General features: G+C 71.7%; 18 protein-coding genes. 6 read left to right on the top strand and 12 right to left on the bottom strand.

Annotated features, from left to right (window positions below; genetic code table 11):
- Positions 1-17: 17 nt before the first annotated feature.
- The 7 genes from ACWC2B_RS00215 to ACWC2B_RS00185 form a co-directional block, all read right to left on the bottom strand.
- A complete protein-coding gene (locus ACWC2B_RS00215) occupies positions 18-998 on the bottom strand; it encodes a helix-turn-helix transcriptional regulator (protein ID WP_450714168.1) in 981 nt (326 codons plus the stop codon).
- Positions 999-1,063: 65 nt separating this feature from the next.
- Entirely contained in the window at positions 1,064-1,837 is a 774-nt protein-coding gene (locus tag ACWC2B_RS00210) for a VOC family protein (RefSeq protein WP_450714167.1), read from the bottom strand.
- Between the two features lie 99 nt (positions 1,838-1,936).
- The gene (gene aceE / locus ACWC2B_RS00205) at positions 1,937-4,633 is read right to left on the bottom strand and encodes a pyruvate dehydrogenase (acetyl-transferring), homodimeric type (protein ID WP_450714166.1); all 2,697 of its coding nucleotides are present in this window, start codon (positions 4,631-4,633) and stop codon (positions 1,937-1,939) included.
- Positions 4,634-4,859: 226 nt separating this feature from the next.
- On the bottom strand, positions 4,860-5,486 hold the full coding sequence (locus tag ACWC2B_RS00200) for a GntR family transcriptional regulator (RefSeq protein ID WP_438294239.1): 627 nt from the start codon (positions 5,484-5,486) through the stop codon (positions 4,860-4,862).
- Positions 5,487-5,614: 128 nt separating this feature from the next.
- On the bottom strand, positions 5,615-7,369 hold the full coding sequence (gene sucB / locus ACWC2B_RS00195; protein ID WP_450714165.1) for a 2-oxoglutarate dehydrogenase, E2 component, dihydrolipoamide succinyltransferase: 1,755 nt from the start codon (positions 7,367-7,369) through the stop codon (positions 5,615-5,617).
- A gap of 54 nt (positions 7,370-7,423) precedes the next feature.
- Positions 7,424-8,812, bottom strand: coding sequence for a dihydrolipoyl dehydrogenase (lpdA, locus tag ACWC2B_RS00190; protein WP_053727683.1), 1,389 nt, complete (start codon positions 8,810-8,812; stop codon positions 7,424-7,426).
- A gap of 333 nt (positions 8,813-9,145) precedes the next feature.
- Entirely contained in the window at positions 9,146-10,666 is a 1,521-nt protein-coding gene (locus ACWC2B_RS00185) for a leucyl aminopeptidase (protein ID WP_450714164.1), read from the bottom strand.
- Between the two features lie 331 nt (positions 10,667-10,997).
- Between ACWC2B_RS00185 and ACWC2B_RS00180 the strand changes: the two genes are divergently transcribed.
- From ACWC2B_RS00180 to ACWC2B_RS00160, 5 genes are read left to right on the top strand one after another with little or no spacing between them, the layout of a single operon-like run.
- Complete coding sequence (locus ACWC2B_RS00180; protein ID WP_450714163.1) at positions 10,998-13,010, top strand: hypothetical protein; 2,013 nt, start codon at positions 10,998-11,000, stop codon at positions 13,008-13,010.
- A gap of 44 nt (positions 13,011-13,054) precedes the next feature.
- The gene (pelF, locus tag ACWC2B_RS00175) at positions 13,055-14,605 is read left to right on the top strand and encodes a GT4 family glycosyltransferase PelF (protein WP_450714162.1); all 1,551 of its coding nucleotides are present in this window, start codon (positions 13,055-13,057) and stop codon (positions 14,603-14,605) included.
- Positions 14,602-16,038, top strand: coding sequence for a hypothetical protein (locus ACWC2B_RS00170; RefSeq protein ID WP_450714161.1), 1,437 nt, complete (start codon positions 14,602-14,604; stop codon positions 16,036-16,038). The genes pelF and ACWC2B_RS00170 overlap by 4 nt, the downstream gene beginning before the upstream one ends.
- 46 nt (positions 16,039-16,084) lie before the next feature.
- The gene (locus ACWC2B_RS00165) at positions 16,085-16,711 is read left to right on the top strand and encodes a spherulation-specific family 4 protein (RefSeq protein WP_450714160.1); all 627 of its coding nucleotides are present in this window, start codon (positions 16,085-16,087) and stop codon (positions 16,709-16,711) included.
- Positions 16,708-17,529: an endo alpha-1,4 polygalactosaminidase gene (locus tag ACWC2B_RS00160; protein ID WP_450714159.1), complete on the top strand. Its 822-nt coding sequence runs from the start codon at positions 16,708-16,710 to the stop codon at positions 17,527-17,529. The genes ACWC2B_RS00165 and ACWC2B_RS00160 overlap by 4 nt, the downstream gene beginning before the upstream one ends.
- An 11-nt stretch (positions 17,530-17,540) precedes the next feature.
- Here ACWC2B_RS00160 and ACWC2B_RS00155 read toward each other — a convergent pair whose 3' ends face one another.
- Positions 17,541-18,323: an adenosylcobinamide-GDP ribazoletransferase gene (locus ACWC2B_RS00155; RefSeq protein ID WP_450714158.1), complete on the bottom strand. Its 783-nt coding sequence runs from the start codon at positions 18,321-18,323 to the stop codon at positions 17,541-17,543.
- A 78-nt stretch (positions 18,324-18,401) separates the two neighbouring features.
- Between ACWC2B_RS00155 and ACWC2B_RS00150 the strand changes: the two genes are divergently transcribed.
- The gene (locus ACWC2B_RS00150) at positions 18,402-19,157 is read left to right on the top strand and encodes a hypothetical protein (RefSeq protein ID WP_450714157.1); all 756 of its coding nucleotides are present in this window, start codon (positions 18,402-18,404) and stop codon (positions 19,155-19,157) included.
- Here ACWC2B_RS00150 and ACWC2B_RS00145 read toward each other — a convergent pair.
- From ACWC2B_RS00145 to ACWC2B_RS00130, 4 genes are all read right to left on the bottom strand, one after another.
- Positions 19,106-19,837, bottom strand: coding sequence for a hypothetical protein (locus tag ACWC2B_RS00145; protein ID WP_450714156.1), 732 nt, complete (start codon positions 19,835-19,837; stop codon positions 19,106-19,108). The genes ACWC2B_RS00150 and ACWC2B_RS00145 overlap by 52 nt on opposite strands.
- Complete coding sequence (locus tag ACWC2B_RS00140) at positions 19,834-21,603, bottom strand: phosphatidylglycerol lysyltransferase domain-containing protein (RefSeq protein ID WP_450714155.1); 1,770 nt, start codon at positions 21,601-21,603, stop codon at positions 19,834-19,836. The genes ACWC2B_RS00145 and ACWC2B_RS00140 overlap by 4 nt, the downstream gene beginning before the upstream one ends.
- An 85-nt stretch (positions 21,604-21,688) precedes the next feature.
- A complete protein-coding gene (cobT, locus tag ACWC2B_RS00135) occupies positions 21,689-22,774 on the bottom strand; it encodes a nicotinate-nucleotide--dimethylbenzimidazole phosphoribosyltransferase (protein WP_450714154.1) in 1,086 nt (361 codons plus the stop codon).
- A 30-nt stretch (positions 22,775-22,804) separates the two neighbouring features.
- A complete protein-coding gene (locus ACWC2B_RS00130) occupies positions 22,805-24,001 on the bottom strand; it encodes a bifunctional adenosylcobinamide kinase/adenosylcobinamide-phosphate guanylyltransferase (protein WP_450714153.1) in 1,197 nt (398 codons plus the stop codon).
- Positions 24,002-24,036: the final 35 nt, after the last annotated feature.

The following is a 24,036-nucleotide window of genomic DNA, read 5'->3' as shown; positions in this document are numbered from 1 at the left end:
CTGCCAATGCGGCCGGTCTACTCGTAGAGTTGGCGCATGGCGCGAGCCGCGTCGGCGAAGCGGTCGCGCAGCGAGGCGGGCTCCAGGACCTCCAACTCCGGTCCCAATGCGAGCAGTTGGCCGTAGGCCACATCCTGTGACTCGACCGGCAGTGTGAGGGTCAGCCGGCCTTCCTCGTCCGGCCCCTCCGCCTTCTCCAGGGCCTCGCGCGCCGCACCGCGGTCGCCGGTGGCGTACGGCAGCCGGGCGGCCCCGGCGGGTGAGACCCGTACGACCACGCTCTCGCGGAGCACCGAGCGCGCGAACTCCTCGGCCCGGGCCTCCCAGAAGCGCGGCAGGTCGAAGTCCTCGTCGCGTACGAAGCGGTCCTCGCCGACCGCGACCGCGGTGAACCGGTCGAGGCGGTACACGCGGAAGCCGCCGCCCTCGTCGACCGCCCGGGCGCACAGGTACCAGACGCCCGCCTTCAGGACCAGGCCGTACGGTTCGAGCTCGCGCTCCACCTCCGGGCGGTCCGGGCGCCGGTAGCCGACCCGTACCGCGCGGTCGTCCCACACGGCCTCGGCCACGGCGGGCAGCAGCTCGGGGGTCTCGGGCTCCTGCCACCAGCCGGGGGCGTCCAGGTGGAAGCGCTGGGCGGCGGCGGACGGGGCGTCCTTGAGGGAGGGGAGCAGTGCCGCCGACACCTTCAGGCGGGCGGCCGAGGCGGCGTCCTCAAGCCCCATCTCCCGCAGCGCGCCCGGCACTCCGGACAGGAAGAGGACCTCGGCCTCGGAGCGGGCGAGGCCGGTCAGGCGCGTCCGGTACCCGCCGACCAGGCGGTAGCCACCGGCCCGGCCCCGGTCCGCGTACACCGGCACCCCGGCCTCGGCCAGCGCCTGCGCGTCCCGGGTCACGGTCCGCTCCGAAACCTCCAGCTCACGGGCCAGCTCGCCGGCGGTCATGGCGGGCCGAGCCTGAAGAAGAAGCACCATCTTGATAAGGCGGGCAGCACGCATAGGGTCATGATGCCTCGGCGGGGTGAGGGATTCGGGTTCGCCAGTGCCGCCGACCGTGCCCGCGCCTACCGATGCGCCTCGTCCAGCGCGATCACCGAGAACGCCCCGCCCTGCGGGTCCCGCAGCACGGCGAAGCGGCCCGGCGGGATCGTGGTGGGCGGCACGTGGACCTCGCCTCCCAGTTCCCGCGCCTTCGTCGCGGTGGCGTCGCAGTCCTCGACCTCGACGTACACCATCCAGCGCGGCGGCGCCTCGGGCGGGAAGTCCTCGTTCATCCGCATCATGCCGCCGAAGCTCTCGCCTTCGAGCTTCCACTCGGTGTACTCGGAGCTGCCGTACGGCTCGGTGTCGCAGTCCCAGCCGAAGACGGTCCGGTAGAACGTCTTGGCCTGGTCCGGATTCCGGGTGAGAAGCTCGAACCAGCACATGCTGTACGGCTTGTCGGCCACCCCGAACCCCGTGTGCTCCTTGGGCTGCCAGACACCGAAGACCGCGCCCTCGGGGTCGGCGAACACGGCGAGCCGGCCCGACTCGAAGACGTCCATGGGGCCCGCGACGATCGAGCCGCCGTTGCCGGTCACCGCCGCGGCCGTCGCATCGGCCGAGTCGACCTGGTAATACGTCAGCCAAGCCACCGGCTGCCCCGGCGCCGTGCAGGGCCCGTACCCGCCGACGTACTGGTCGCCGAGCAGGAACATCCCGTAGCCGCCCGCCTCCTCCATCGGCACGTCCGCGCCCTGCCAGCCGAAGAGGCCGCCGTAGAAGGCCTTGGCGGCGGCCACGTCGGTCGTCGACAGGTCGGCCCAGGTGGGCGCGGACGGGCGGTTGTAGATCTTCATGCGGTGCTCCCGGAGTCGTGGCGCCCCCGGTCGACCATTCACGCACGCGTGCCCCGACCCGGCAATCGGGACGGGGCACGCGTGCGTACCTGCCGAGACCTACAGGCCGTAGCGCTCGCGCGCTTCCTTCACGGCCGTGACCGGGACCTCGCCGCGCTTGGCGAGCTGGGCCAGGGCCGCGACGACGATCGACCGGGCGTCGACGCCGAAGTGGCGGCGGGCCGCCTCGCGGGTGTCGGACAGGCCGAAACCGTCCGCGCCGAGCGAGGACCAGTCCTGCTCGACCCACTGCGCGATCTGGTCCGGGACCTGGCGCATGTAGTCGGACACCGCGAGGACGGGGGAGTCCACGCCCTCAAGTACCTTGCGGATGAAGGGAGTTCGCTCCTCGCCGCGCAGCAGGGCCGCATCCGCCTCAAGGGCGTCGCGGCGCAGCTCGGTCCAGGAGGTGGCGGACCACACGTCGGCGGCCACGCCCCACTCCTCGGCGAGCAGCTTCTGGGCCTCAAGGGTCCAGTGGATCGCGGTGCCGGAGCCCAGGAGCTGGATGCGCGAGGCGTTGACGGGAACGGTCAGCCCGGCCGACTCCGCCGTGTTGAAGCGGTACAGGCCCTTGACGATGCCCTCGTCGATGCCCGCGGGCTTCGCCGGCTGCGGCATCGGCTCGTTGTAGACGGTCAGGTAGTAGAAGACGTCCCGGTCCTCGCCCGGGGCCGCCTCTCCGTACATGCGGCGCAGACCGTCCTTGACGATGGCCGCGACCTCGTAGGCGAAGGCCGGGTCGTACGACATGGCCGCCGGGTTGGTCGCCGCGATCACCGGCGAGTGGCCGTCCGCGTGCTGGAGGCCCTCACCGGTCAGGGTCGTACGACCGGCGGTGGCGCCCACCAGGAAGCCGCGGCCGAGCTGGTCGCCGAGCTGCCACATCTGGTCGGCCGTGCGCTGCCAGCCGAACATCGAGTAGAAGATGTAGAACGGGATCATCGGCTCGCCGTGCGTGGAGTACGCGCTGGCCGCGGCGATGAAGTCGGCCATCGAGCCGGCCTCGGTGATGCCCTCGTTGAGGATCTGGCCGTCCTTGGCCTCGCGGTAGTACATCAGCTGGTCGCGGTCGACCGGCTCGTACGTCTGGCCCTTCGGCGAGTAGATGCCGAGCGAGGGGAACAACGACTCCATGCCGAAGGTGCGGGCCTCGTCCGGGACGATCGGGACCCAGCGCTTGCCGGTCGTCTTGTCGCGGATCAGGTCCTTCATCAGCCGGACGAACGCCATGGTGGTGGCCATGGACTGGCTGCCGGAGCCCTTGTCGAACGCCGCGAACGACTTGTCGGCCGGAGCCGGCAGCGCCTCGACCGCGTGGCTGCGGCGGGCCGGGGCCGGGCCGCCGAGCGCCGCGCGGCGCTCCTGGAGGTAGCGGACCTCGGGGGAGTCGGCGCCGGGGTGGCCGTAGGGGACCTGGCCGTCGACGAACTGGGCGTCGGAGATGGGGAGTTCAAGAAGGTCACGCATGTTCTTGAACTCGTCGTTCGTGAGCTTCTTCATCTGGTGGTTCGCGTTCTTGGACGCGAAGCCCTCACCGAGGGTGAAGCCCTTGACGGTCTGCGCCAGGATGACGGTCGGCGCACCCTTGTGGGACAGGGCGGCCTTGTAGGCGGCGTACACCTTGCGCGGCTCGTGGCCACCGCGCGACAGGTGGAAGCACTCCAGGATCTTGTCGTCCGAGAGCAGCTTCGCCATCTCGACGAGCGCCGGGTCCTTGCCGAAGAAGTCCTCGCGGATGTAGGCCGCGTCACGCGTCTGGTACGTCTGCACCTGGGCGTCGGGGACCTCGCGCAGGCGGCGGACCAGGGCGCCGGTGGTGTCGAGCTGGAAGAGCTCGTCCCAGGCGCCGCCCCACAGCGACTTCACGACGTTCCAGCCGGCGCCGCGGAACTGGGCCTCCAGCTCCTGGACGATCTTGAAGTTGGCGCGGACCGGGCCGTCGAGGCGCTGGAGGTTGCAGTTGATGACGAAGGTCAGGTTGTCGAGACCCTCGCGGGCGGCGAGCGCGAGGGCCGCCGTCGACTCGGGCTCGTCCATCTCGCCGTCGCCGAGGAACGCCCACACGTGGGAGTTCGAGACGTCCTTGATGTTCCGGTTGGTGAGGTACCGGTTGAAGCGCGCCTGGTAGATGGCGGAGAGCGGGCCGAGTCCCATGGAGACGGTCGGGAACTCCCACAGCCAGGGCAGGCGGCGCGGGTGCGGGTAGGAGGGCAGGCCGTCGCCGGCGGACTCCTGGCGGAACTTGTCGAGGTGTGCCTCGGTGAGGCGGCCGTCGAGGAAGGCGCGGGCGTAGATGCCGGGCGATGCGTGGCCCTGGATGTAGAGCTGGTCGCCGGAGCCGTCGCCCTCCTTCCCGCGGAAGAAGTGGTTGAAGCCGGTCTCGTACAGCCAGGCCGCGGACGCGAAGGTCGCGATGTGGCCGCCGACGCCGTACTTCGAGCCACGGGTCACCATGGCGGCCGCGTTCCAGCGGTTCCACGCGGTGATCCGGCGCTCCATCTCCTCGTCGCCGTCGATGACGGGCTCGGAGGAGGAGGGAATGGTGTTGACGTAGTCCGTCTCCAGCAGCTTCGGCAGGGCGAGGCCCGCGCCTTCGGCGTGCTGCAGCGTGCGGCGCATCAGATACGCGGCCCGGTGCGGGCCGGCGGCCTTGGCGACGGCATCGAGGGAGGCCGCCCATTCGGCGGTCTCCTCGGTGTCACGGTCCGGGAGCTGGTCGAGCTCGCTCGGAAACTTGGCTACGGGGTCGATCATGATCGCCGCCTTCCGGACAGGAGGGGGGTGGAGAAAAAGGGGGCCTTTGTCTGGCAGGACGGGGCCTTGGACGGTGAGTCCGCCGTCGACTGTAAGCCGCCGATCGATGATCGATCAAAGTGCGGAGCCAAAAACTTCTTCGAATCGCGAAAGTCGGCACAGGGTGCCGCGAAAAAGGGCACCGGGTGCCTTGCTTTTGAAGGGGCCCAGTGCCCTTGCGCGCAGGTCAGGCGCTACGCGGCGCGCACCCCAGGACGTGGGCCTTCACCAGTGCCCCGATGGCCGGATCCCGCCGCCGGAACGCGGCGACCAGATCCTCGTGCTCTTCGGCGTAGGACTTCTGGACGGTGCCGAGCCAGCGGATGGAGAGCGCCGTGAACACCTCGATGCCGAGACCTTCCCATGTGTGCAACAGCACACTGTTGTCGGCGGCTCGCACCAGTTCGCGGTGGAAACCGACGGTGTGCCGCACCTGCGCGGTGCCGTCGGCCGCCCGGTCCGCCTCGTAGAGCGCCGCCACGTGCGGCTCCAGGGCCGAGCAGTCCTCGGCGAGGCGCTCCGCCGCCAGCTCGGCCGCGATCTGCTCCAGACCGGCCCGCACCGGGTAGCTCTCCTCCAGGTCGGCCGCGGTCAGGTTCCGCACCCGTACGCCCTTGTTGGGCGCCGACTCGATGAGCCGCAGGCTCTCCAGCTCCCGCAGAGCCTCGCGCACCGGCGTCTGGCTGACCTGGAGCTCCACCGCGATGCGCCGCTCCACGATCCGCTCACCGGGCTTCCAGCGCCCGCTGACGATCCCCTCCACGATGTGCTCGCGGATCTGCTCGCGCAGCGAGTGGACGACGGGCACGGTCATGAGGGCTCCTCCAAGGGGGCGGTGACGTCCAAACAATACGGCCGCGCCCCCGTCCGGAAGAGCCCGGGCGGGGGCGCGGCCGCTGGTGAGACGAGTCTTACAGCCGTCCCACGGTGCCGTTCGGAGCCTTACAGGCCGAGCTCGACCTCGAACTCGCCGGCCTCAAGGATCGCCTTGACCGTCGTCAGGTAGCGGGCCGCGTCGGCGCCGTCCACCAGACGGTGGTCGTAGGAGAGGGCCAGGTACGTCATGTCGCGGACGCCGATGACGGTGCCCTCGGCGGTCTCGATGACCGCCGGACGCTTGACGGTGGCGCCGATGCCCAGGATGGCGACCTGGTTCGGCGGCACGATGACCGTGTCGAACAGCGCACCGCGCGAGCCGGTGTTGCTGATCGTGAAGGTCGCGCCGGACAGCTCGTCCGGGGTGATCTTGTTGGCGCGGACCTTGCCGGCCAGCTCCGCGGTCGCCTTCGAGATGCCGGCGAGGTTCAGGTCGCCCGCACCCTTGATGACCGGGGTCATCAGACCCTTCTCGGAGTCCACGGCGATGCCGATGTTCTCCGAGTCGAAGTACGTGATGGTGCCCTCGTCCTCGTTGATCCGGGCGTTGACGACCGGGTGGGCCTTCAGCGCCTGGGCCGCGGCCTTGACGAAGAACGGCATCGGGGACAGCTTGACGCCCTCACGGGCGGCGAAGGAGTCCTTCGCGGCGGCACGCAGCTTCATCAGCTTCGTGATGTCCACCTCGACGACCGTGGTGAGCTGCGCCTGCGAGTGCAGGGCCTTCATCATGTTGTCGCCGATGACCTTGCGCATGCGGGTCATCTTGACCGTCTGGCCGCGCAGCGGGGACGCCTCGACGGACGGGGCGGCCTTCTTCGCGGCGGGGGCGGCAGGGGCGGCGGCCGGCGCGGGAGCCTTGGCGGCCTCCGCGGCGGCGATGACGTCCTGCTTGCGGATGCGGCCGCCGACGCCGGTGCCCTTGACCGCGCCCAGGTCCACACCGGACTCGGAGGCGAGCTTGCGGACCAGCGGCGTGACGTACGCGCCGTCGTCACCGGAGGGGGCAGCCGGAGCGGCCACCGGGGTCACCGGAGCCGGAGCGGCCACGGGGGCCGGGGCGGCGGGAGCCGGCGCCGGAGCGGCGGGCGCGGCCGGAGCGGCCGGAGCGGCCACGGGGGCCGGAGCCGGAGCCGGGGCGGGTGCGGGGGCCGGAGCGGCGGCCGGGGCCGGAGCCGCCGGAGCCGGGGCGGCGGCCGGAGCCGCGCCCGGGGCACCGATGACGGCGAGCTTGGCGCCGACCTCGGCGGTCTCGTCCTCGCCGACCACGATCTCCAGGAGCACACCGGCGACCGGGGCGGGGATCTCGGTGTCGACCTTGTCGGTGGAGACCTCAAGCAGCGGCTCGTCCTCGGCCACCTCCTCGCCGACCTCCTTGAGCCAACGGGTGACGGTGCCCTCGGTGACGCTCTCGCCGAGCGCGGGGAGGACGACGTCGGTGCCGGAGGCGCCACCGGCGGGGGCGGCCGGAGCGGCAGCCGGAGCCGGAGCGGCGGGAGCCTCGGCCTGGGCCGGAGCGGCCGGGGCAGGGGCGGCAGGGGCCTCGGCCTGGGCCGGAGCCGGGGAGGCAGCGGGCGCGCCCGTGCCGTCGTCGATGATGGCGAGCTCGGCGCCGACCTCGACGGTCTCGTCCTCGGCCACCTTGATGGAGGCCAGGATGCCGGAGGCGGGGGCGGGGATCTCGGTGTCGACCTTGTCGGTCGAGACTTCGAGCAGCGGCTCGTCGGCCTCGACGCGCTCGCCCTCGGCCTTCAGCCAGCGGGTGACGGTGCCCTCGGTGACGCTCTCGCCGAGCGCCGGAAGGGTTACGGAAACCGACATGGTTTCGGTTGCTCCTTACGAATTGCGGTAGTGGTCGTCGCGCCCGAGGGGCTACTAGTCGTGGGAGTGCAGCGGCTTGCCGGCCAGCGCCAGGTGGGCCTCGCCGAGCGCCTCGTTCTGCGTCGGGTGCGCGTGGATGAGCTGCGCGACCTCGGCCGGCAGAGCCTCCCAGTTGTAGATCAGCTGGGCTTCGCCGACCTGCTCGCCCATACGGTCACCGACCATGTGGACGCCGACCACGGCACCGTCCTTGACCTGGACGAGCTTGATCTCGCCCGCGGTCTTGAGGATCTTGCTCTTGCCGTTGCCCGCGAGGTTGTACTTCAGAGCGACGACCTTGTCCGCACCGTAGATCTCCTTGGCCTTGGCCTCGGTGATGCCCACGGAGGCGACCTCGGGGTGGCAGTACGTCACCCGCGGCACGCCGTCGTAGTCGATCGGGACGGTCTTGAGACCGGCCAGACGCTCCGCCACCAGGATGCCCTCGGCGAAGCCGACGTGCGCGAGCTGGAGCGTCGGGACCAGGTCACCGACGGCCGAGATGGTGGGCACGTTGGTGCGCATGTACTCGTCGACCAGGACGTAGCCGCGGTCCATCGCGACACCCTGCTCCTCGTAGCCGAGGCCCTGGGAGACCGGGCCGCGGCCGATGGCGACGAGGAGGACCTCGGCCTCGAACTCCTTGCCGTCGGCCAGCGTGACCTTCACACCGTTGGCCGTGTACTCGGCCTTCTGGAAGAAGGTGCCCAGGTTGAACTTGATGCCGCGCTTGCGGAACGCGCGCTCAAGGATCTTCGAGCTGTTCTCGTCCTCGACCGGGACGAGGTGCTTGAGGCCCTCGATGACGGTGACGTCGGTGCCGAACGACTTCCACGCCGAGGCGAACTCGACGCCGATGACGCCGCCGCCCAGGATGATCGCGGACTGCGGGACGCGGTCCAGGGTCAGCGCGTGGTCGGAGGAGATGATGCGGTTGCCGTCGATCTCCAGGCCGGGCAGCGACTTCGGCACGGAGCCGGTCGCCAGGAGGACGTGGCGGCCCTGGATGCGCTGGCCGTTGACGTCCACGGAGGTCGGGGAGGACAGGCGTCCCTCACCCTCGATGTAGGTCACCTTGCGGGAGGCGACCAGACCCTGCAGACCCTTGTACAGGCCCGAGATGACCTCGTCCTTGTACGCGTGGACCGCGTTGATGTCGATGCCCTCGAAGGTGGCCTTGACACCGAACTGGCCGGCCTCGCGCGCCTGGTCGGCGATCTCGCCGGCGTGCAGCAGGGCCTTCGTGGGGATGCAGCCGTTGTGCAGGCAGGTGCCGCCGAGCTTGTTCTTCTCGATCAGTGCGACGTCCAGGCCCAGCTGCGCTCCGCGCAGGGCCGCGGCGTAGCCGCCACTGCCACCGCCGAGGATCACTAGGTCGAAAACGGTGCTGGCGTCGTTCGCCACGTCACGTCCTCCATGCATGTGCGCCGGGCGCGGTCGTCGATGACCGGCGGCGGCTGGTGTTCGGCCGCTTGTCTTCGGCCCTGTGGTGGGGGCCCTGTCCTGCCGAGAACCCATCTTCGCACTTGTTGACGGAAGGCGGGACGCGGGGCCGGGGTCTGAGACGCCTGGTCGCCTGACTCGGCGCTTCTCAGGGGTGACTCCACCGCATCGCGACGGCGTACGGATTTCATCGACAGCGAAATCCGGCCGAAGCGTGACGGTACGGAGTGCGAACACGGGCGGCCCCGGCGCGTATGCCCGGGGCCGCCCACTGTGTCGGCTGTGCGCGGGCTGTCAGCCGAGGTCGCCCGAGGCGGTGCGCTCGGCGAGCCGGAGCAGGGTGCGCACCGAGGAGCCGGTGCCGCCCTTGGGGGTGTAGCCGTGCGGGGCGCCGTCGTTGAAGGCCGGGCCCGCGATGTCCAGGTGGGCCCAGGTGATGCCCTCGCCGACGAACTCCTTGAGGAACAGTCCTGCCACCAGGCCGCCGCCCATCCGCACGCCCATGTTGGCGAGGTCCGCGGTGGGGGAGTCCATGGTCTTGCGCAGGTTGGCGGGGAGCGGCATCGGCCAGGACTGCTCGCCGGACTCCTCGGCGATCTCGTGGATCGCGGTGCGGAAGGCGTCGTCGTTGGCCATGATCCCGAAGGTGTGGTCGCCGAGCGCGAGGACCATGGCGCCGGTGAGCGTCGCCACGTCGATGATCGCGTCCGGCTTCTCCTCGGAGGCCTTCCACAGCGCGTCGGCCAGGACCAGGCGGCCCTCGGCGTCGGTGTTCAGGACCTCGACGGTCTTGCCGCTGTACATGCGCAGGACGTCACCCGGGCGGGTGGCGGAGCCCGACGGCATGTTCTCGGCGAGCGCGAGCCAGCCGGTGACGTTCACTTCGAGGCCCAGGCGGGCGGCCGCGACGACGGCGGCGAACACGGCGGCGGCGCCGCTCATGTCGCACTTCATCGTCTCGTTGTGGCCGGCCGGCTTGAGCGAGATGCCGCCCGAGTCGTAGGTGATGCCCTTGCCGACGAACGCGAGGTGCTTGGCGTCCTTGGCGTGCGTGTACGAGATCTTCACCAGGCGCGGCGGGTTCTCCGAGCCGACGCCGACGCCGAGGATGCCGCCGTAGCCGCCCTTCTCCAGCGCCTTCTCGTCCAGGACCTGCACCTTGAGGCCGTGCTCCTTGCCGGCCGCCGACACGACCGCGGCGAAGGCCTCGGGGGTGAGGTCGTTCGGCGGGGTGTTGATCAGGTCGCGAGCGCGGTTCATCTCCTCGGCCAGCGCGATCGAGCGCTCGGCGGCGGCCTTGTGGGCCTTGTCGCGCGGCTTGGCGCCGAGCAGCGCCACCTCGGCGAGCGGGCCCTTGGCGTCGGCGCCGCGATCCTGGTAGGCGGTGAAGGCGTACGCACCCAGGAGGGCGCCCTCGCCGATCGCCTCGATGTCCTCGGCGGCCTCGATCGGCAGCGCGAACGCGGCCTTCTTGATGCCGTGCAGGGCGCGGGCGGCGTTGCCCGCGGCGGTGCGCAGCACCTCGGAGGCGTAGGCCTCGTCGGCGGCGGGGGCGGTGCCGAGGCCCACCGCGAGGACGAACGGGGCCTTGAGGCCTGCGGGGGAGACGGCCTTGGTCACCTCACCCTCGGCACCACTGGCGCCGAGGGTCGCCAGGACAGCGGCGAGCTTCCCGTCGAACGCCTTGTCCACGGCCTCGGCGCCGGGCGCGACGACCAGCCCACCCTTGGGGCCGGCGGCCTTGGCGACGCCGACGACGAGGGCGTCGGCGCGCAGCGTCGCCGCACCGGCAGTGCTGAGAGTCAGAGCAGTCACGGTGGTGAGATCTCTCTTCCTTGAGAATCCTGTGGAGTGTTCGACCGTCGGATGGTCCGGCCGGGACCGGGGCCATCGTATTTCGGGCAGGCCGACCAGCGGTCACGAGCCTACGCGCGGTGACGGCGTTCGATAGCGGTGGCCGTAATTCACTCATCCGTGGTGTCTCTTTCACGTTTGGCCCGCACGCTGGATGAGACCTCCGTCACACTCGCCTCAATCGGGCACAGGGGGCACCGTGCTCGTTTGCATCATCACCACAGGTTCTCCATGCACACTCCGTGTACGGAGACTCTTTTTGGGGGGACAAATGAAGGCCAAGGCCTTGAAAATGGGCAGAACCAGGCTTGCGCTCACGGCGCTGATGGCTGCCGGACTGCTCACCACCGCCATCCCGGCCGCCAACGCGGCGGCCACCGTCGCGCCGCGCGTCGATCTGAAGGTGCTGGTCCTCGACGACGGCGGAAGCGCGGTCGCGGCCGTCGTCGCCGAGCTGAAGAACACCGGAGTCCCGTACCAGACGGTCGTGTTGGGCGCCGCGGGCCGGCCGACCGTCAACGCCGCCTTCCTCAGCGACACCGTGAGCGGGCGCCCGCGCGCCAAGTTCCAGGGCGTCGTCGCGCCCAACGAGATCCCGTTCGGCTCCGCGGCCGCCCCCGAGCAGGCCGCCCTCGCCGCGTACGAGACGACCTTCGGGATCCGTCAGGTCGACGCGTACACCTGGGCGCACCCCGAGGTCGGCATCGACTACACCGATCAGAACGGCGGCTGGTCCGGCGTCCTGGACGGCGCCAAGTCCCAGGTCACCGCGGCCGGCAAGGCGGGGCCGTTCGGCTACCTCGACGGGCCGCTCACCTTCGAGGACAACGACCCGGCGGTGCCCGAGAGTTACGGCTACGCGGGCCACCCCAGGGACGGCTTCACCAGCTACCTCGACGCGCCGACCGGGGGCACCCTGCTCGGCCAGTACACCCACGACGGCCGCAGCGAACTGGTCGTCACCTTCGCCTACAACCAGTACCAGGAGCAGTTCCAGGCGCTGGCCAAGGGCATGGTGGAGTGGGTGACGCAAGGGGTGCATCTCGGCCAGAGCCGCAACTACTTCTCGGTGCACGTGGACGACGTGTTCGCGCCCGACTCCCGCTGGGACTCGGTCAACAACTGCACCCCGGGCGACTTCGACTGCCCCACCGGCGGCACCGCGAACACGGACATCCGCATGACCGCGGCCGACGCCCAGTACGCGGCCCAGTGGGAGCAGACCAACGGGTTCACGCTCGACATGGTCTTCAACGCGGGCGCCGGCGAGGAGTGGAAGTCCGAGAACGGCGGCACCGACGCGCTGGCCGCCCAACTGCTCGCCGACAAGGCCAAGTACCGCTGGGTGAACCACACGTGGACGCACGAGTTCCTCGGCTGTGTCCAGGACAACACCGTCGTGCCGTGGCAGTGCAAGAAGAACGCCGACGGCTCCACCCAGTGGATGAGCCGGGCCGAGATCTCCGCGCAGATCTCGCAGAACAACACCTGGGCCGCCCAGAAGGGCCTCCCGGTGGACAGGAGCGAGCTCGTCACCGGTGAGCACTCCGGCATGAAGGTCCTGCCGCAGCAGCCCGACGACAACCCGAACCTGGCGGGCGCGCTCGCCGACAACGGCGTCAAGTGGACCGGCAGCGACGCCTCGCGCGAGCCGGACCAGCGTGCGGTCGGCGCCGCCCTGACGGTGCCCCGGCACCCGATGAACGTGTACTACAACGTCGGCAAGGCCGCCGAGATGACCGACGAGTACAACTGGCTGTACACCTCCAAGGCCGACGGCGGCAGCGGCGTCTGCGAGAACAACCCGGCCTCCACCTGCATGACCGCGCCGCTGGACACCGCCACCGGCTACCAGGCGTACATCGTGCCGAGGGAGGCCAAGACCGCGCTGTCGCACGTGCTGTGGAACGACCCGCGGCCGCACTACGTCCACCAGTCCAACCTGGCCGAGGAGCGGATCCTCTACCCGGTCCTGGAGAAGGTCCTCGGCGACTACAAGGCCCTCTACGCCGACAACGCGCCGATCGTGAACCTGCGCGAGAAGGACGCGGGAACCGAGTTCGCCCGCCGGGCGTCCTGGGACAAGGCACTGGCTTCCGGTTCGGTGACCGCCTACCGGATCGGCGACACTGTCACCGTGCAGGCTCCGAAGGGGGTGGCCGCACCGATCACGGCACCCGAGGGCACCCGCAAGCAACTGCTCCTCGGTACCACCGCGTTCGGGACGCCGTACGCGGGTCAGCGCTCCGACTGGTCCTCGCCCGAGCTGCTCCAGTCGGCGATCACGCTGAAGCTGCCGGCCTGATCAACAGCTCGTCACGCACGACCGCTTGTCCTGGGGGGACATCCATGCCGAGCAGTGGCCGTCATGTCACCATGCTCACGGAAGGCACATATCCGCATATACACGGGGGCGTCAGTACCTGGTGCGATCAGCTCGTACGCGGCATGCCCGAGGTCGACTTCAACGTCGTCGCCCTCACCGGCAGCGGCCGCGAGCCGGTCGCCTGGGAGCTGCCGGCCAACGTCTACCGGCACACGGCCTTCCCCCTGTGGGGGCCGCAGCCCGGCAGGCGCCGGCCGCTCCTCGGCAAGGAAAGGCGCCGGTTCACCGACACCTACGAGCGCTTCCTGCTCGCCATGCTCGACCCGGAGTCCGGCTGCGACTTCGCCTCGGCCCTGTACGGCCTGGCGGAGCTCGCCCGGGCCGGGCGTCTTTCGACGGCGCTCCGCTCGGAGGCGGCGCTGAAGTCGCTGATGTGGATCTGGACCATGCCGCACCTGGCGCTGTCCAGGGCGAAACCCACCGTGCACGACGCCCTGACCGCGACCGACCTCCTGGAACACGCGCTGCGCCCGCTGTCCGCCCGCATCCCGGCGGACAGCGTGGCGCACGCCGTCAGCAGCGGCCTCGCCACGCTGCCCGCGCTCGCCGCCCAGCACTTCGACGGCGTGCCGTTCCTGCTCACCGAACACGGCATCTACCTGCGCGAGCGCTACCTCGGCTACCGCACCGGCGAGCAGAGCTGGCCGGTGAAGGCGGTGCTGCTCGGCTTCTACCGGGAGCTCAACACCATGGGCTACCGCAAGGCCGACCTCATCACCCCGTGCAACCAGTACAACCGCCGCTGGGAGGAGCGCGGCGGCGCCCCGTCCGAGCGGATCCGCACCGTCTACAACGGCGTCGACCCCGACCTCTTCCCGCACGCCGGACCCGACCCGGCCGTCCCCACCCTGAGCTGGTGCGGACGCATCGACCCGATCAAGGACCTGGAGACCCTGATCCGCTCGTACGCCATCGTCCGTGCCGAACTCCCCGACACCCGGCTGCGGTTGTACGGGGGAGTGCCCGCAGGCGGCGAGGACTACAAGACCCGCCTGGAGAAGCTGGCCGCCGAACTCGGCGTCACCGACGGCATCTCCTACGAGGGCCGGGTCAGCGACGTGGCGAGCGCGTACGCATCGGGCAGCGTCGTGATGCTCTCCAGCATCAGCGAGGGCTTCCCGTTCTCGCTGATCGAGGCCATGTCGTGCGGGCGCGCCACCGTGTCCACGGACGTCGGAGGCGTACGGGAGGCGGCCGGTGAGGCCGGTCTCGTCGTGCCGCCCCGCGAGCCCGCGGTGATGGCCGAGGCGGCCATCGGACTGCTCCGCGACCACGAGCGGCGGGCCTCGCTGGGCGCCGCCGCCCGCCAGCGCGTGATCGACAAGTTCACCCTGCACCGCTCGGTGGACGGCTTCCGGCGGATCTACCTGGAACTCGCCGGACACCCCGAACCCGAGCCCGCCCTGGCCGAGTTCACGCCCGAGGACGACTGGACCCTGCGGCTCACCGGCCCCTGGGTCCGCGAGCTGTCCGACGACCGGCGGCCCAGGGCCCTCGGCGGGGCGCCCAGGTGAGCGGTTCCCTGTGGGTCGGCGGGGATCAGGGGCAGGACACCCTGCCCTTCATCCCGCGCCAGCGCCTGCCCAGACTGCCCGAGGACGACCCCCTCTCCGAACTCGCCCTGCGCCTGGAGGACTTGATAGCGGCCGCCGTCCATCCGGATGAAATAGCCGCCATTATCGAGTCCGACGGCATGTCGGACGCTCAGATAAGAGCTGTGTACGGGCACCCCGACTCCTTCTCGCTCGCCGAGGCGCTCTACGGCCGCGTCGAGCGCCGCTACCCCGAGCCCGCGGCGCCGCCCGCCGAACCCTGGCACGCCCACCTCGGCTCCTGCCTCCTGCGCGGGCTCGTCTTCGCGCTGCCCGGGCTCGCCTACGTCCTGGGCGCACCCCTGCTGTCCGGCCCCCGCGGCACGCTCGGCCTTCCTGCCGGAACCATTCCGCTGCTCGCCGGGGCCGTCACCGGCTGGGTGTGGAACCAGTCGCTCTCGCACCGCGCCCACTCCTGGCTCAGCCTCGCCGACCGCCCGGCCGCCGTCCGCGCCCTGCGCCTGGGAGCCCCGCTCGGCGCGGCCCTCAGCTCGCTCGCCGCCCTCGCGGCGACCGGGCCGGGCGAGCTGCCCGCCGCCGCGTTCGCCGCGGGGCAGTGCTGCTATCTCGCGGCGGCCACCGCGCTGCTCGTGCTCGGCCGCGAACGCCCGCTGTTCTGGGCCCTGTCGCCGCTGCCCCTCGGCGTCGTACCGGGGCTGCCGTCCTTCGCCGGACCGGTGCTGCTGCTCGTCTCGCTGACCGCGGCCGTGACGCTTGCCGTGCTCGCGCTGCGCGGCGAGGCGGCCGGACCCGGGCCGCGCGGCGCCGTCTCGCCCCGGATCGCCGCCTCCGTCCCGTACGGCCTGTTCGGGCTCGGCGCGGGCGTCCTCGTGCTGTACGCCGCCCTCGGCGACGTGTTCCGGCACGGCTCGGCGGGGGCGGTCGCAGGTCCCTCCGCGGTCGCCCTCACCCTCAGCATGGGCCCCGCCGAATGGCTCCTGCACCGCTTCCGTGCCGAGAGCCTGGCGGGGCTTCGGACCACGTCCAGCGCACGGGGGTTCCGCGGTTCGGTCGTCGCCACCGTGACCGTCTGCCTCGGTGCCTACCTGCTGATCCTGGCCGGGCTCGCCGAGGCGGGCACCCGGCTGTGGCCCAGCGCCCCGGCCCTCGGCGGCCCGCGCCTCGCGACGCTGCTCCTGATCGGTGCGGTGCTGTGGACCGGGCTGCTGCTCCAGTCGTTCGGGGCGGCGCCGGGCGCGGCCCTGGTGTGCTGCACGGCGGCCGTGGCCCAGACGCTGGCGCTGATAGCGGGCGCGCCGCCGCCGACCGGCCCGATGGTGTCGGGGGCCGCGGCGGCGCTGCTTGCCGTGCTGGTCTGTGTCCTACTGGGAAGGGCGACCGCCCACCGCCCATGACGCCACCGAGAACCCCGATCACCCCGAGCGCGCTGCGAGGAAGCACGTGAGCAAACTCCTTGTGCCCTACTACGAGCACCCGGCCGAGCAGCCGGAGGCATGGGACGCGCTGATCGCCGCCGCGCCCTCGCTGTACGGAGTCGTCCTCAACCCGGCCAACGGCGCCGGGAGTTCGGCCGACGCGGCCTTCGCCGAGGTGGCCCAGAGGCTGCGCTCGGCGGGCGTGCGGGTACTCGGCTACGTGGACACCGCCTACGGCGCACGCCCCCCGCAGGACGTCGTGCGCGAGGCGGCCCGCCACCGCGCCTGGTACGGGGTGCACGGGCTCTTCCTCGACCAGGCGGCCACCTCCGCCCTCCAACTGCCGTACTACGCCGACCTGCGGGCCGCGCTGGCCGCCACGTACGACACGTACGTCACGCTCGTCCTGAACCACGGGGCCGTCCCGGAGCCCGGTTACGCCCGGCTCGCCGACCTCCTGGTCACCTTCGAGGGGCCCTGGTCCGAGTACCGGTCGGCCGGGCAGGTCAGGCCGACCGGCCCCGACACCTGCCATCTGGTGTACGCGGCCCCGCCCGACGCGGTCGCCCAGGCCCCGGTCCACTGCCTCGTCCCCGGTCAACTGCCGCACCCCTGGGGCACGTTGCCGCACCGCTTGGAGCCCGTCCGGTGAAACGCTCACTCTGGCTGCTTGTCCCGCTGCTCCTGCTCGCGGCGTGCACCAGCTCCCCGGACGGCCCCGACGACGGGGACGGAGGCGACGGCGACACCGTGCCGCCCGCCCCCTCCGGCCCGCACTGGCAGCCCAAGCCCGGCCTGACCTGGCAGTGGCAGCTCAAGGGCAAGCTCGACGCGACCGTCGACGTCCAGGTGTACGACATCGACGCCGTCGACCAGGACGCGGCGGCCGTGGCCGATCTGCACCGCCGGGGCCGCAAGGTCATCTGCTATGTCTCGACGGGCGCCTGGGAGAACTGGCGGCCCGACGCCAAGCAGTTCCCCCAGGAGGTGCTCGGCAAGGGCAACGGCTGGGACGGGGAGCGCTGGCTCGACATCCGCCGCACCGACGTCCTCGAACCGCTGATCGCCAAACGCTTCGACGTGTGCAGGGCGAAGGGGTTCGACGCGGTCGAGCCGGACAACATGGACGGCTACAACAACGACACCGGCTTCCCCCTCAAGGCCGCCGACCAGCTCAGATACAACGAGCTCGTCGCGAAGCTGGCCCACGACCGGGGCCTGGCGGTCGGCCTGAAGAACGACCTCGACCAGATCCCGCAGCTGCTCGCCCACTTCGACTTCGCGGTCAACGAACAGTGCGCCCAGTACGGCGAGTGCGACAAGCTCACGCCGTTCGTGAGGGCGGGCAAGGCCGTCTTCCACGTCGAGTACGAACTCCCGCCGGCCAAGTTCTGCGCCGAGTCCAAGAAGCTGGGCCTCAGCTCGATGGAGAAGAAGTACGACCTGCTGGTGTGGCGCCAACCCTGCTGAGGCTCAGGCTCTCAGCCCAGGGTGAGGGCGACCAGCGTCACCGTCGCGGAGGCCTCCGCGACCGCCCCGAACACATCGCCCGTCACCCCGCCGAACCTGCGGACACAGCGCCGCAGCAGCACCTGAGCGACGGCGAGCCCGGCCGGCACGGCGAGCGCGAAGTGCAGCGCCGACCAGGGCCCGAAGAGCAGCCCCGCCGCCGCGGAGGCCGCCGTCACCAGGGTGGCGACCAGCGCCGCGCGCCGGCCCGGCACCGTGCCCGCCACCACCGCGCCGAGCCCCTCCGGCCGGGCCGCCGGGACCCCGCGCCGGGAGGCCAGCGTGAGGGCGGTGCGGGCGGCCACGGCCGAGACGACGGTGGCCGCGGCACCCCGGGCCCAGCCGTCCTCGTACAGCCGGGACAGGGCGGCGATCTGGGCAAGCAGACAGAAGAGCAGCGCGACGACCCCGAACGGGCCGATGTCGCTGCGCTTCATGATGCGCAGCGCGTCCTCGGCGGGCTTGGCGCTGCCGAGCCCGTCGGCGACATCGGCGAGCCCGTCCAGATGCAGGCCCCGGGTCAGAAAGGCGGGCGCGGCCACGCTCACCACCGCCACGAGCAGCGACCCGGCCCCGGCCGCCCAGAACCCCGCGCCCGCGGCCGCCGCGCACAGGCCGACGGCCAGGCCGGCCAGCGGGGCGAGCGTCATCCCCGCACGGGCGGCGGCGCGGTCCCACCGGGTGATGCGGGCGGGGAAGACGGTGAGGGTGCCGAAGGCGAAACGTACGCCGTGCAGGGCCTTGCTGGGGTTCACCCGGCGCAGGGTATCCCGAGCACTCCACCCCCGGGCGGCGGTAAATTGCGCATACCGGCGCAAACAAGGGCGGGTGGTATGGGTCACTGGTTCTACCGGAACATCACCGAGCCGGGCAAGCTCCCCATGCTGCTCGCGCTGGCCGCGTTCGTCGTGACGTTCCTGGTCACGCGCTCCATCACGCGTCTGATCCGGGCCGGGCGCGGCCCGTTCCGCAACATCAAGCCCGGCGGGATGCACATCCACCATGTGGTGCCCGGGGTCATCCTCACCGTCGTCGGCGGCTTCGGGGCGGTCGGCAGCGGCCGCCGGGGGATCGCGGCGGCCATCTTCGCCGTTCTGTTCGGGATGGGCGCGGGCCTGGTCCTCGACGAGTTCGCGCTGATCCTGCACCTCGACGACGTGTACTGGAGCGAGAGCGGGCGCAAGAGCGTCGAGATCGTGGTGATGGCGGCCGCCCTCATGACGCTGGTGCTCGCCGGGTTCTCACCGCTCGGCGTCAACGACGTGAGCCCCGAGGAGCGGCAGAGCCGGGGCTCGTTCGTCACCACGATCGCGATCAACTTCTGCTTCGTGCTGATCTCGCTGTTCAAGGGCAAGGTGCGGCTCGCGATGATCGGCACGTTCGTGCCCTTCGTGGCGCTGTTCGGCGCGATCCGGCTCGCCCGGCCCGGCTCCCCGTGGGCCCGGCGCTTCTACCGCAACCGGCCGCGGGCCAGGGCCAAGGCCGGGCTCAGGGCCTACCACCACGACCGGCGCTGGTCACGGCCGCGGCGCCGCTTTCAGGACTGGATCGGCGGCGCACCCGACAGGCTCCCGGTACGCCGCCCCTGATCATGGCGGTCGCGTCGCCGCTTCCGCCGTACATGGGTGATCCAGCAGATCACGGCGACCACGATGAGTGCCGCGATGTGCTCCTTGCCCGCGAGGTTGTTCTTGAGCACCACCTCGACGACCATCGCGAACGCCACCGTCCCGGCCGTCCAGTACGCCCGGTAACGCCAGCACACGTACACCGCGAGGGCGACCACCGCCGCCGAGGGGCCGGTGTCGACCATCTTGGCGGCGGAGGCGGGCAGTCCGAAGACGCTGTCGGGGCCGATGTGGATGCCGACCCGCGCGTACAGCGTGCCGGCCAGCGTCGCCGCGTACGCGATGAGCAGCATCCGGCCCCGCCCGATGCAGATCTCCGCGATGCCGAACACGAGCAGCACCTGGGCGAGCGCGCCCCACACCGGCAGGTCGAGGGCCGGTACGAAGAGCGAGAACGGGGTGCGCAGGAGCGAGATCCACAGCGGGTACTCGGCCTTCACGGAGCCGATGATCTGGATCGGCCTGAAGCCCCAGGACTGGTTCTGGATGATCTGGAAGACCGAGGTGAGCAGGACCGCCGAGATCGTCAGCGGGATCGCCCGCCAGCGCTGGGTGCGCAGTGCGTACTTGACGGTCTTGTACAGCGGCCCCCACTCGCGCTCGGCGAACCGGCCCGCGACGCTCCCGCGCGGGCCGCTCATCTCTGCGATTCCAGATGCCTGCGGTGCAGCCACTTGGGCAGCCCCGGGGCCTCCAGGAACCCTTCGGCGCGCGCGGACGCGATGGCGATCCTCGGCAGGTCTGCGCTCTTCTCGAACAAGGTGAACCTCGGCTCCCAGATCGGCCGGTACTTGGCGTTGGACCGGTACAGCGACTCGATCTGCCACCAGCGGGAGAAGAAGCTGAGGAGCGAGCGCCACAGCCTCAGCACGGGTCCTGCCCCGAGCTTCGAGCCGCGCTCGAAGACGGAACGGAACATCGCGAAGTTCAGTGAGACCTGAGTGATCTGGATCTCCTTGGCGCGCTGCAGGAGTTCGATCACCATGAACTCGATCAGGCCGTTCTCGGAATCCCGGTCACGGCGCATCAGGTCGAGCGAGAGCCCCTTGGGGCCCCAGGGTACGAAGCTGAGCAGCGCCCTCAACTCGCCCTCGCCGTCGAAGCATTCGAGCATCATGCACTGGCCGTCCGCGGGGTCGCCGAGCCGGCCGAGCGCCATCGAGAAGCCGCGTTCGGTGGCGCCGTCGCGCCAGTCGTCGGCCTTCAGCAGAAGTTCGTTCATCTCCTCGGCAGGAATGTCCGCGTGACGGCGGATCCGCACCTCGTACCCGGCCCTCTTCACCCGGTTGTACGCCTGGCGCACGGTCCGCATCGCGCGGCCCTCCAGGGTGAACTCGGCGGTCTCCACGATCGCCTCGTCGCCCATCTCCAGCGCGTCCAGGCCGTGCCGCGCGTAGATCTGCCCGGCCTCCTCGCTGGCGCCGGTGACGGCCGGGATCCAGCCGTGCTCGCGGGCCTCGGCCAGCCACGGCTCGATCGCGCCGGGCCAGGCCTCCGGGTCGCCGATCGGGTCGCCCGAGGCGAGCGAGACGCTGTTGATCACGCGGTAGGTGACGGCGGCCTTGCCGGTCGGCGACCAGATGACGGCCTTCTCGCGGCGCAGCGCGAAGTAGCCGAGCGAGTCGCGTTCGCCCTGCTTGTCCAGGAGCGCGCGCAGCTTCTCCTCGTCCTCGACGGTGAGCGGGTCGACGGCCTTGCGGTTGCGGAAGGCGGCGTAGATGACCGCGATCAGGAGCAGCGTGGCGAGGACGTTGATGGTGACGTTGACCCAGCCGGGCGTGGTGATGCCCTGGGTGTGCCGGTCGTCGGGGACCAGGAACACGAGCCGCATCACGCCGTAGCGCCAGCGCTCCAGGAACGTCGAGTGGTCGGTGCCGTCATAGGTGTTGGTGGCGCTGACCAGGACCGCCGCGATCAGCGAGGTGAGCAGCAGACCGCCGATCGCGGTCGCGACGGCGGCCAGCGGGTTGGAGCGGTCGCCCTTGGCGTAGAACTCGCGGCGGCCGATCAGCAGCGCGAGGACAAAGGCCGCGGTCAGCGCGAGCGAGACCCAGTTCTGCGCGTAGCGGTTGATGTCCGGGAAGGCCATGGCCAGCGCGAACAGCGCCAGGAACAGCCCGCCGAGCACCATGTTGAGGATCCAGGCGGCCCGCTTGCGCCGCCGCATGGTGACGGCGAGGAACAGCGTGACGACGCCCGAGGTGAAGCCGGCTTCGAGGAGGTACGGAGTGAAGTAGTCGTCCTGGTTGTGCCGCCGAAGCCCCTGGCCGAGGGTGACCCATACGGCACTGAGGAAATTGATGAACGTCACGACGCGCAGGTACCAGACGGCGAACGCCGCCCCCCGTCGCGACCGGGGCGTGCTCCGGTTCGTGCCTTCGGTGGTGCTCAAGCGGACTTCTCCCATGAAACGCGATGATATGGCGGCATAGCGTTCCACAGTGGTCGCGGACGGAGCCGAGGGGGGGAGCCCCCTCCGGCTCCGGCGCGGCTCACGCGTCGCTGCTCTCCTCGGCGCTCTCCGCGCGCTGGTCGGTGCGCTCGGGCAGCTCCGCGGCCAGTGCGGCCGCGGCTTGTACGAGGGGAAGAGCGAGCAATGCCCCGGTTCCTTCGCCCACTGTGACGCCATGATCGAGCAGAGGGTTGAGCGCCATCCGGTCCAATGCCTTCGACTGGCCCGGCTCGCCGCTCAGCTGGCCCGCGAGCCACCAGTCCGGAGCCCGGAAAGCCGCCCGCTGAGCCACCAGCGCACAGGCCGACGAGACGATCCCGTCCAGGATCACCGGCAGTCTGCGCACCGCACACTGCAGCAGGAAACCGGTGGTCGCGGCAAGGTCCGCGCCTCCCACGGCGGCCAGAAGTTCGAGCTGATCGCCGAGAACCGGCCGCGCCCGGCGCAGCGCGTCCCGGATCGCGGCGCACTTGCGCATCCACGCCAGGTCGTCGATCCCGGCGCCGCCGCGGCCGGTGACCACCGAGGCGTCCGTCCCGCACAACGCCGCGATCAGCACCGCCGCGGGGGTGGTGCCGCCCACGCTGAGGTCGCCGAGCACCACCAGGTCGGTGCCGGAGTCGGCCTCCTCGTCGGCGATCCTCATGCCGAGCCGTACGGCCGCCTCGGCCTCCTCGACGGTGAGCGCGTCCTCGATGTCGATCCGGCCGCTGCCGCGCCGCACCCGGTGGCGTACGACGTCCTCGGGCAGCAGGGCCGGGTCGCAGTCCAGGCCCGCGTCGACGACGCGGACCGGGACGCCCTGGCGGCGGGCGAGCACCGCGACGGGGCTCGCGCCGTCCAGGACGGACCGTACGAGCGTGTGCGCCGAGGACGCGGGGCGGGCCGAGACGCCGAGTCCGGCCACGCCGTGGTCGCCCGCGAAGAGGATCACGCGGGGCCGCTCGACGGCCCGGACCGGGTTGGCGCCCTGCGCCGCCGAGAGCCAGCCGGCCAGCTCGTCGAGCCGGCCGAGCGCGCCGGGCGGCACGGCGAGGCGCTCCCGGCGTTCCTCGGCGTCCCGCCGCACACCGTTGTCGGGGCGTTCGATCAGATCGGAGAAGTCGTCCAGGTTCAGCCTGCTCATTTGCCGAACAGTACCGCCAGCACGCCCGAGTCAGCCGCGCAGCGTGAGCGCCTGCCCCGCGACGACCAGCAGGACCTGCTCGCACTCGGCCGCGAACGCCGCGTTCAGGCGCCCCAGTTCGTCCCGGAACCGCCGCCCCGACGACGTGGCAGGGACCACCCCGGAGCCCACCTCGTTGCTCACCGCCACCAGCGTCCGCGAGGTCCCCCGGACCGCCGCGACGAGTTCGGCCGTACGCTCCCGCAGCGCCCGCTCGCCGCTCGCCGCCCACTTCTCGTCGTCCCAGGCGCCGACCCGGTCCATCGCGTCGGTCAGCCACAGCGCCAGGCAGTCGATCAGGAGCGGCGGGCCCGACTCGGCGAGCAGCGGGGCGAGTTCGCAGGTCTCCTCGGTGCGCCACGAGGAGGGCCGGCGTTCGCGGTGCAGGCCGACGCGCGCGGCCCACTCGGCGTCTCCGTCACGGGCGCCGCCCGTCGCCACGTACACGACCCCCGGGAACCCCGCGAGGCGCCGCTCGGCCTCCACCGACTTGCCCGAGCGCGCGCCGCCCAGGACCAGCGTGCGGCGCGGCAGGTCGGGCACCGCGTGGTACTCGCCGACGACGAGTGTCGTGCCGTCGGGGACCGCCCGCGCGCCGAGCGCCGCGAGCCGGCGCTCCAACTCCCGCCCGGGCGGCACGTCGTGGTCGAGGTGGACGGCGATCACATCGGTCGCGGGACCGATGCCGCCCGCCGCCCGCAGCCGCGCCAGCGCGTCGGGCCGACCGGCGACATCGGCCACCACCATGTCGTACGGCCGCACCTCGGCGGGCCCGGCGGGCGCGCCGCCCGGCGGCAGGTAGAGCAGCCGCTCGCCCTCCGGCGAGGTCACCTCGTACCCGGTCCCTGGCGAGTCCAGCGGCACCGCGAGCACCCGGTGGCCGCTGATCAGCGTCAGCCTGCGGCCGTCCGGCACCCGCCCGGCCGCGGGGAGTCCGGCGGGCAGTTCCACGGCGGGCCCGGCGTGCGGATGGGTGAGCAGCACCTGGCGCACGCCCGCGAGGGTGTGCCCGGCGCGGGCGGCGGCGAGCGCCGCGCCCGGGGTGAGGTCGAGCAGCAGCGCGCCGTCGACGAGCAGGGCGGTCGCCGCCCGCGCGTCACCGCCGCGGGCGACGGCGCACGCGGCGCAGGGACAGTCGGGGCGCGGCAGGCCGGTGGGGGCCCCGGTGCCGAGGAGAGTCAGTTCCACAGGGACGATCCTCCCGCGTCACCGGCCCTCTTGCG

The sequence above is a fragment of the Streptomyces sp. NPDC001415 genome (assembly GCF_053597395.1).
This window is presented reverse-complemented; position numbering and strand designations above follow the sequence as displayed.

Excerpts from the sequence above, each read along its gene's own strand:
- ACWC2B_RS00215 (WP_450714168.1), bottom strand. The coding sequence starts at position 998 with ATGCGTGCTGCCCGCCTTATCAAGATGGTGCTTCTTCTTCAGGCTCGG.
- ACWC2B_RS00210 (WP_450714167.1), bottom strand. The coding sequence starts at position 1,837 with ATGAAGATCTACAACCGCCCGTCCGCGCCCACCTGGGCCGACCTGTCG.
- aceE (WP_450714166.1), bottom strand. The coding sequence starts at position 4,633 with ATGATCGACCCCGTAGCCAAGTTTCCGAGCGAGCTCGACCAGCTCCCG.
- ACWC2B_RS00200 (WP_438294239.1), bottom strand. The coding sequence starts at position 5,486 with ATGACCGTGCCCGTCGTCCACTCGCTGCGCGAGCAGATCCGCGAGCAC.
- sucB (WP_450714165.1), bottom strand. The coding sequence starts at position 7,369 with ATGTCGGTTTCCGTAACCCTTCCGGCGCTCGGCGAGAGCGTCACCGAG.
- ACWC2B_RS00180 (WP_450714163.1), top strand. The coding sequence starts at position 10,998 with ATGGGCAGAACCAGGCTTGCGCTCACGGCGCTGATGGCTGCCGGACTG.
- pelF (WP_450714162.1), top strand. The coding sequence starts at position 13,055 with ATGCCGAGCAGTGGCCGTCATGTCACCATGCTCACGGAAGGCACATAT.
- ACWC2B_RS00150 (WP_450714157.1), top strand. The coding sequence starts at position 18,402 with ATGGGTCACTGGTTCTACCGGAACATCACCGAGCCGGGCAAGCTCCCC.
- ACWC2B_RS00145 (WP_450714156.1), bottom strand. The coding sequence starts at position 19,837 with ATGAGCGGCCCGCGCGGGAGCGTCGCGGGCCGGTTCGCCGAGCGCGAG.
- ACWC2B_RS00140 (WP_450714155.1), bottom strand. The coding sequence starts at position 21,603 with ATGGGAGAAGTCCGCTTGAGCACCACCGAAGGCACGAACCGGAGCACG.
- cobT (WP_450714154.1), bottom strand. The coding sequence starts at position 22,774 with ATGAGCAGGCTGAACCTGGACGACTTCTCCGATCTGATCGAACGCCCC.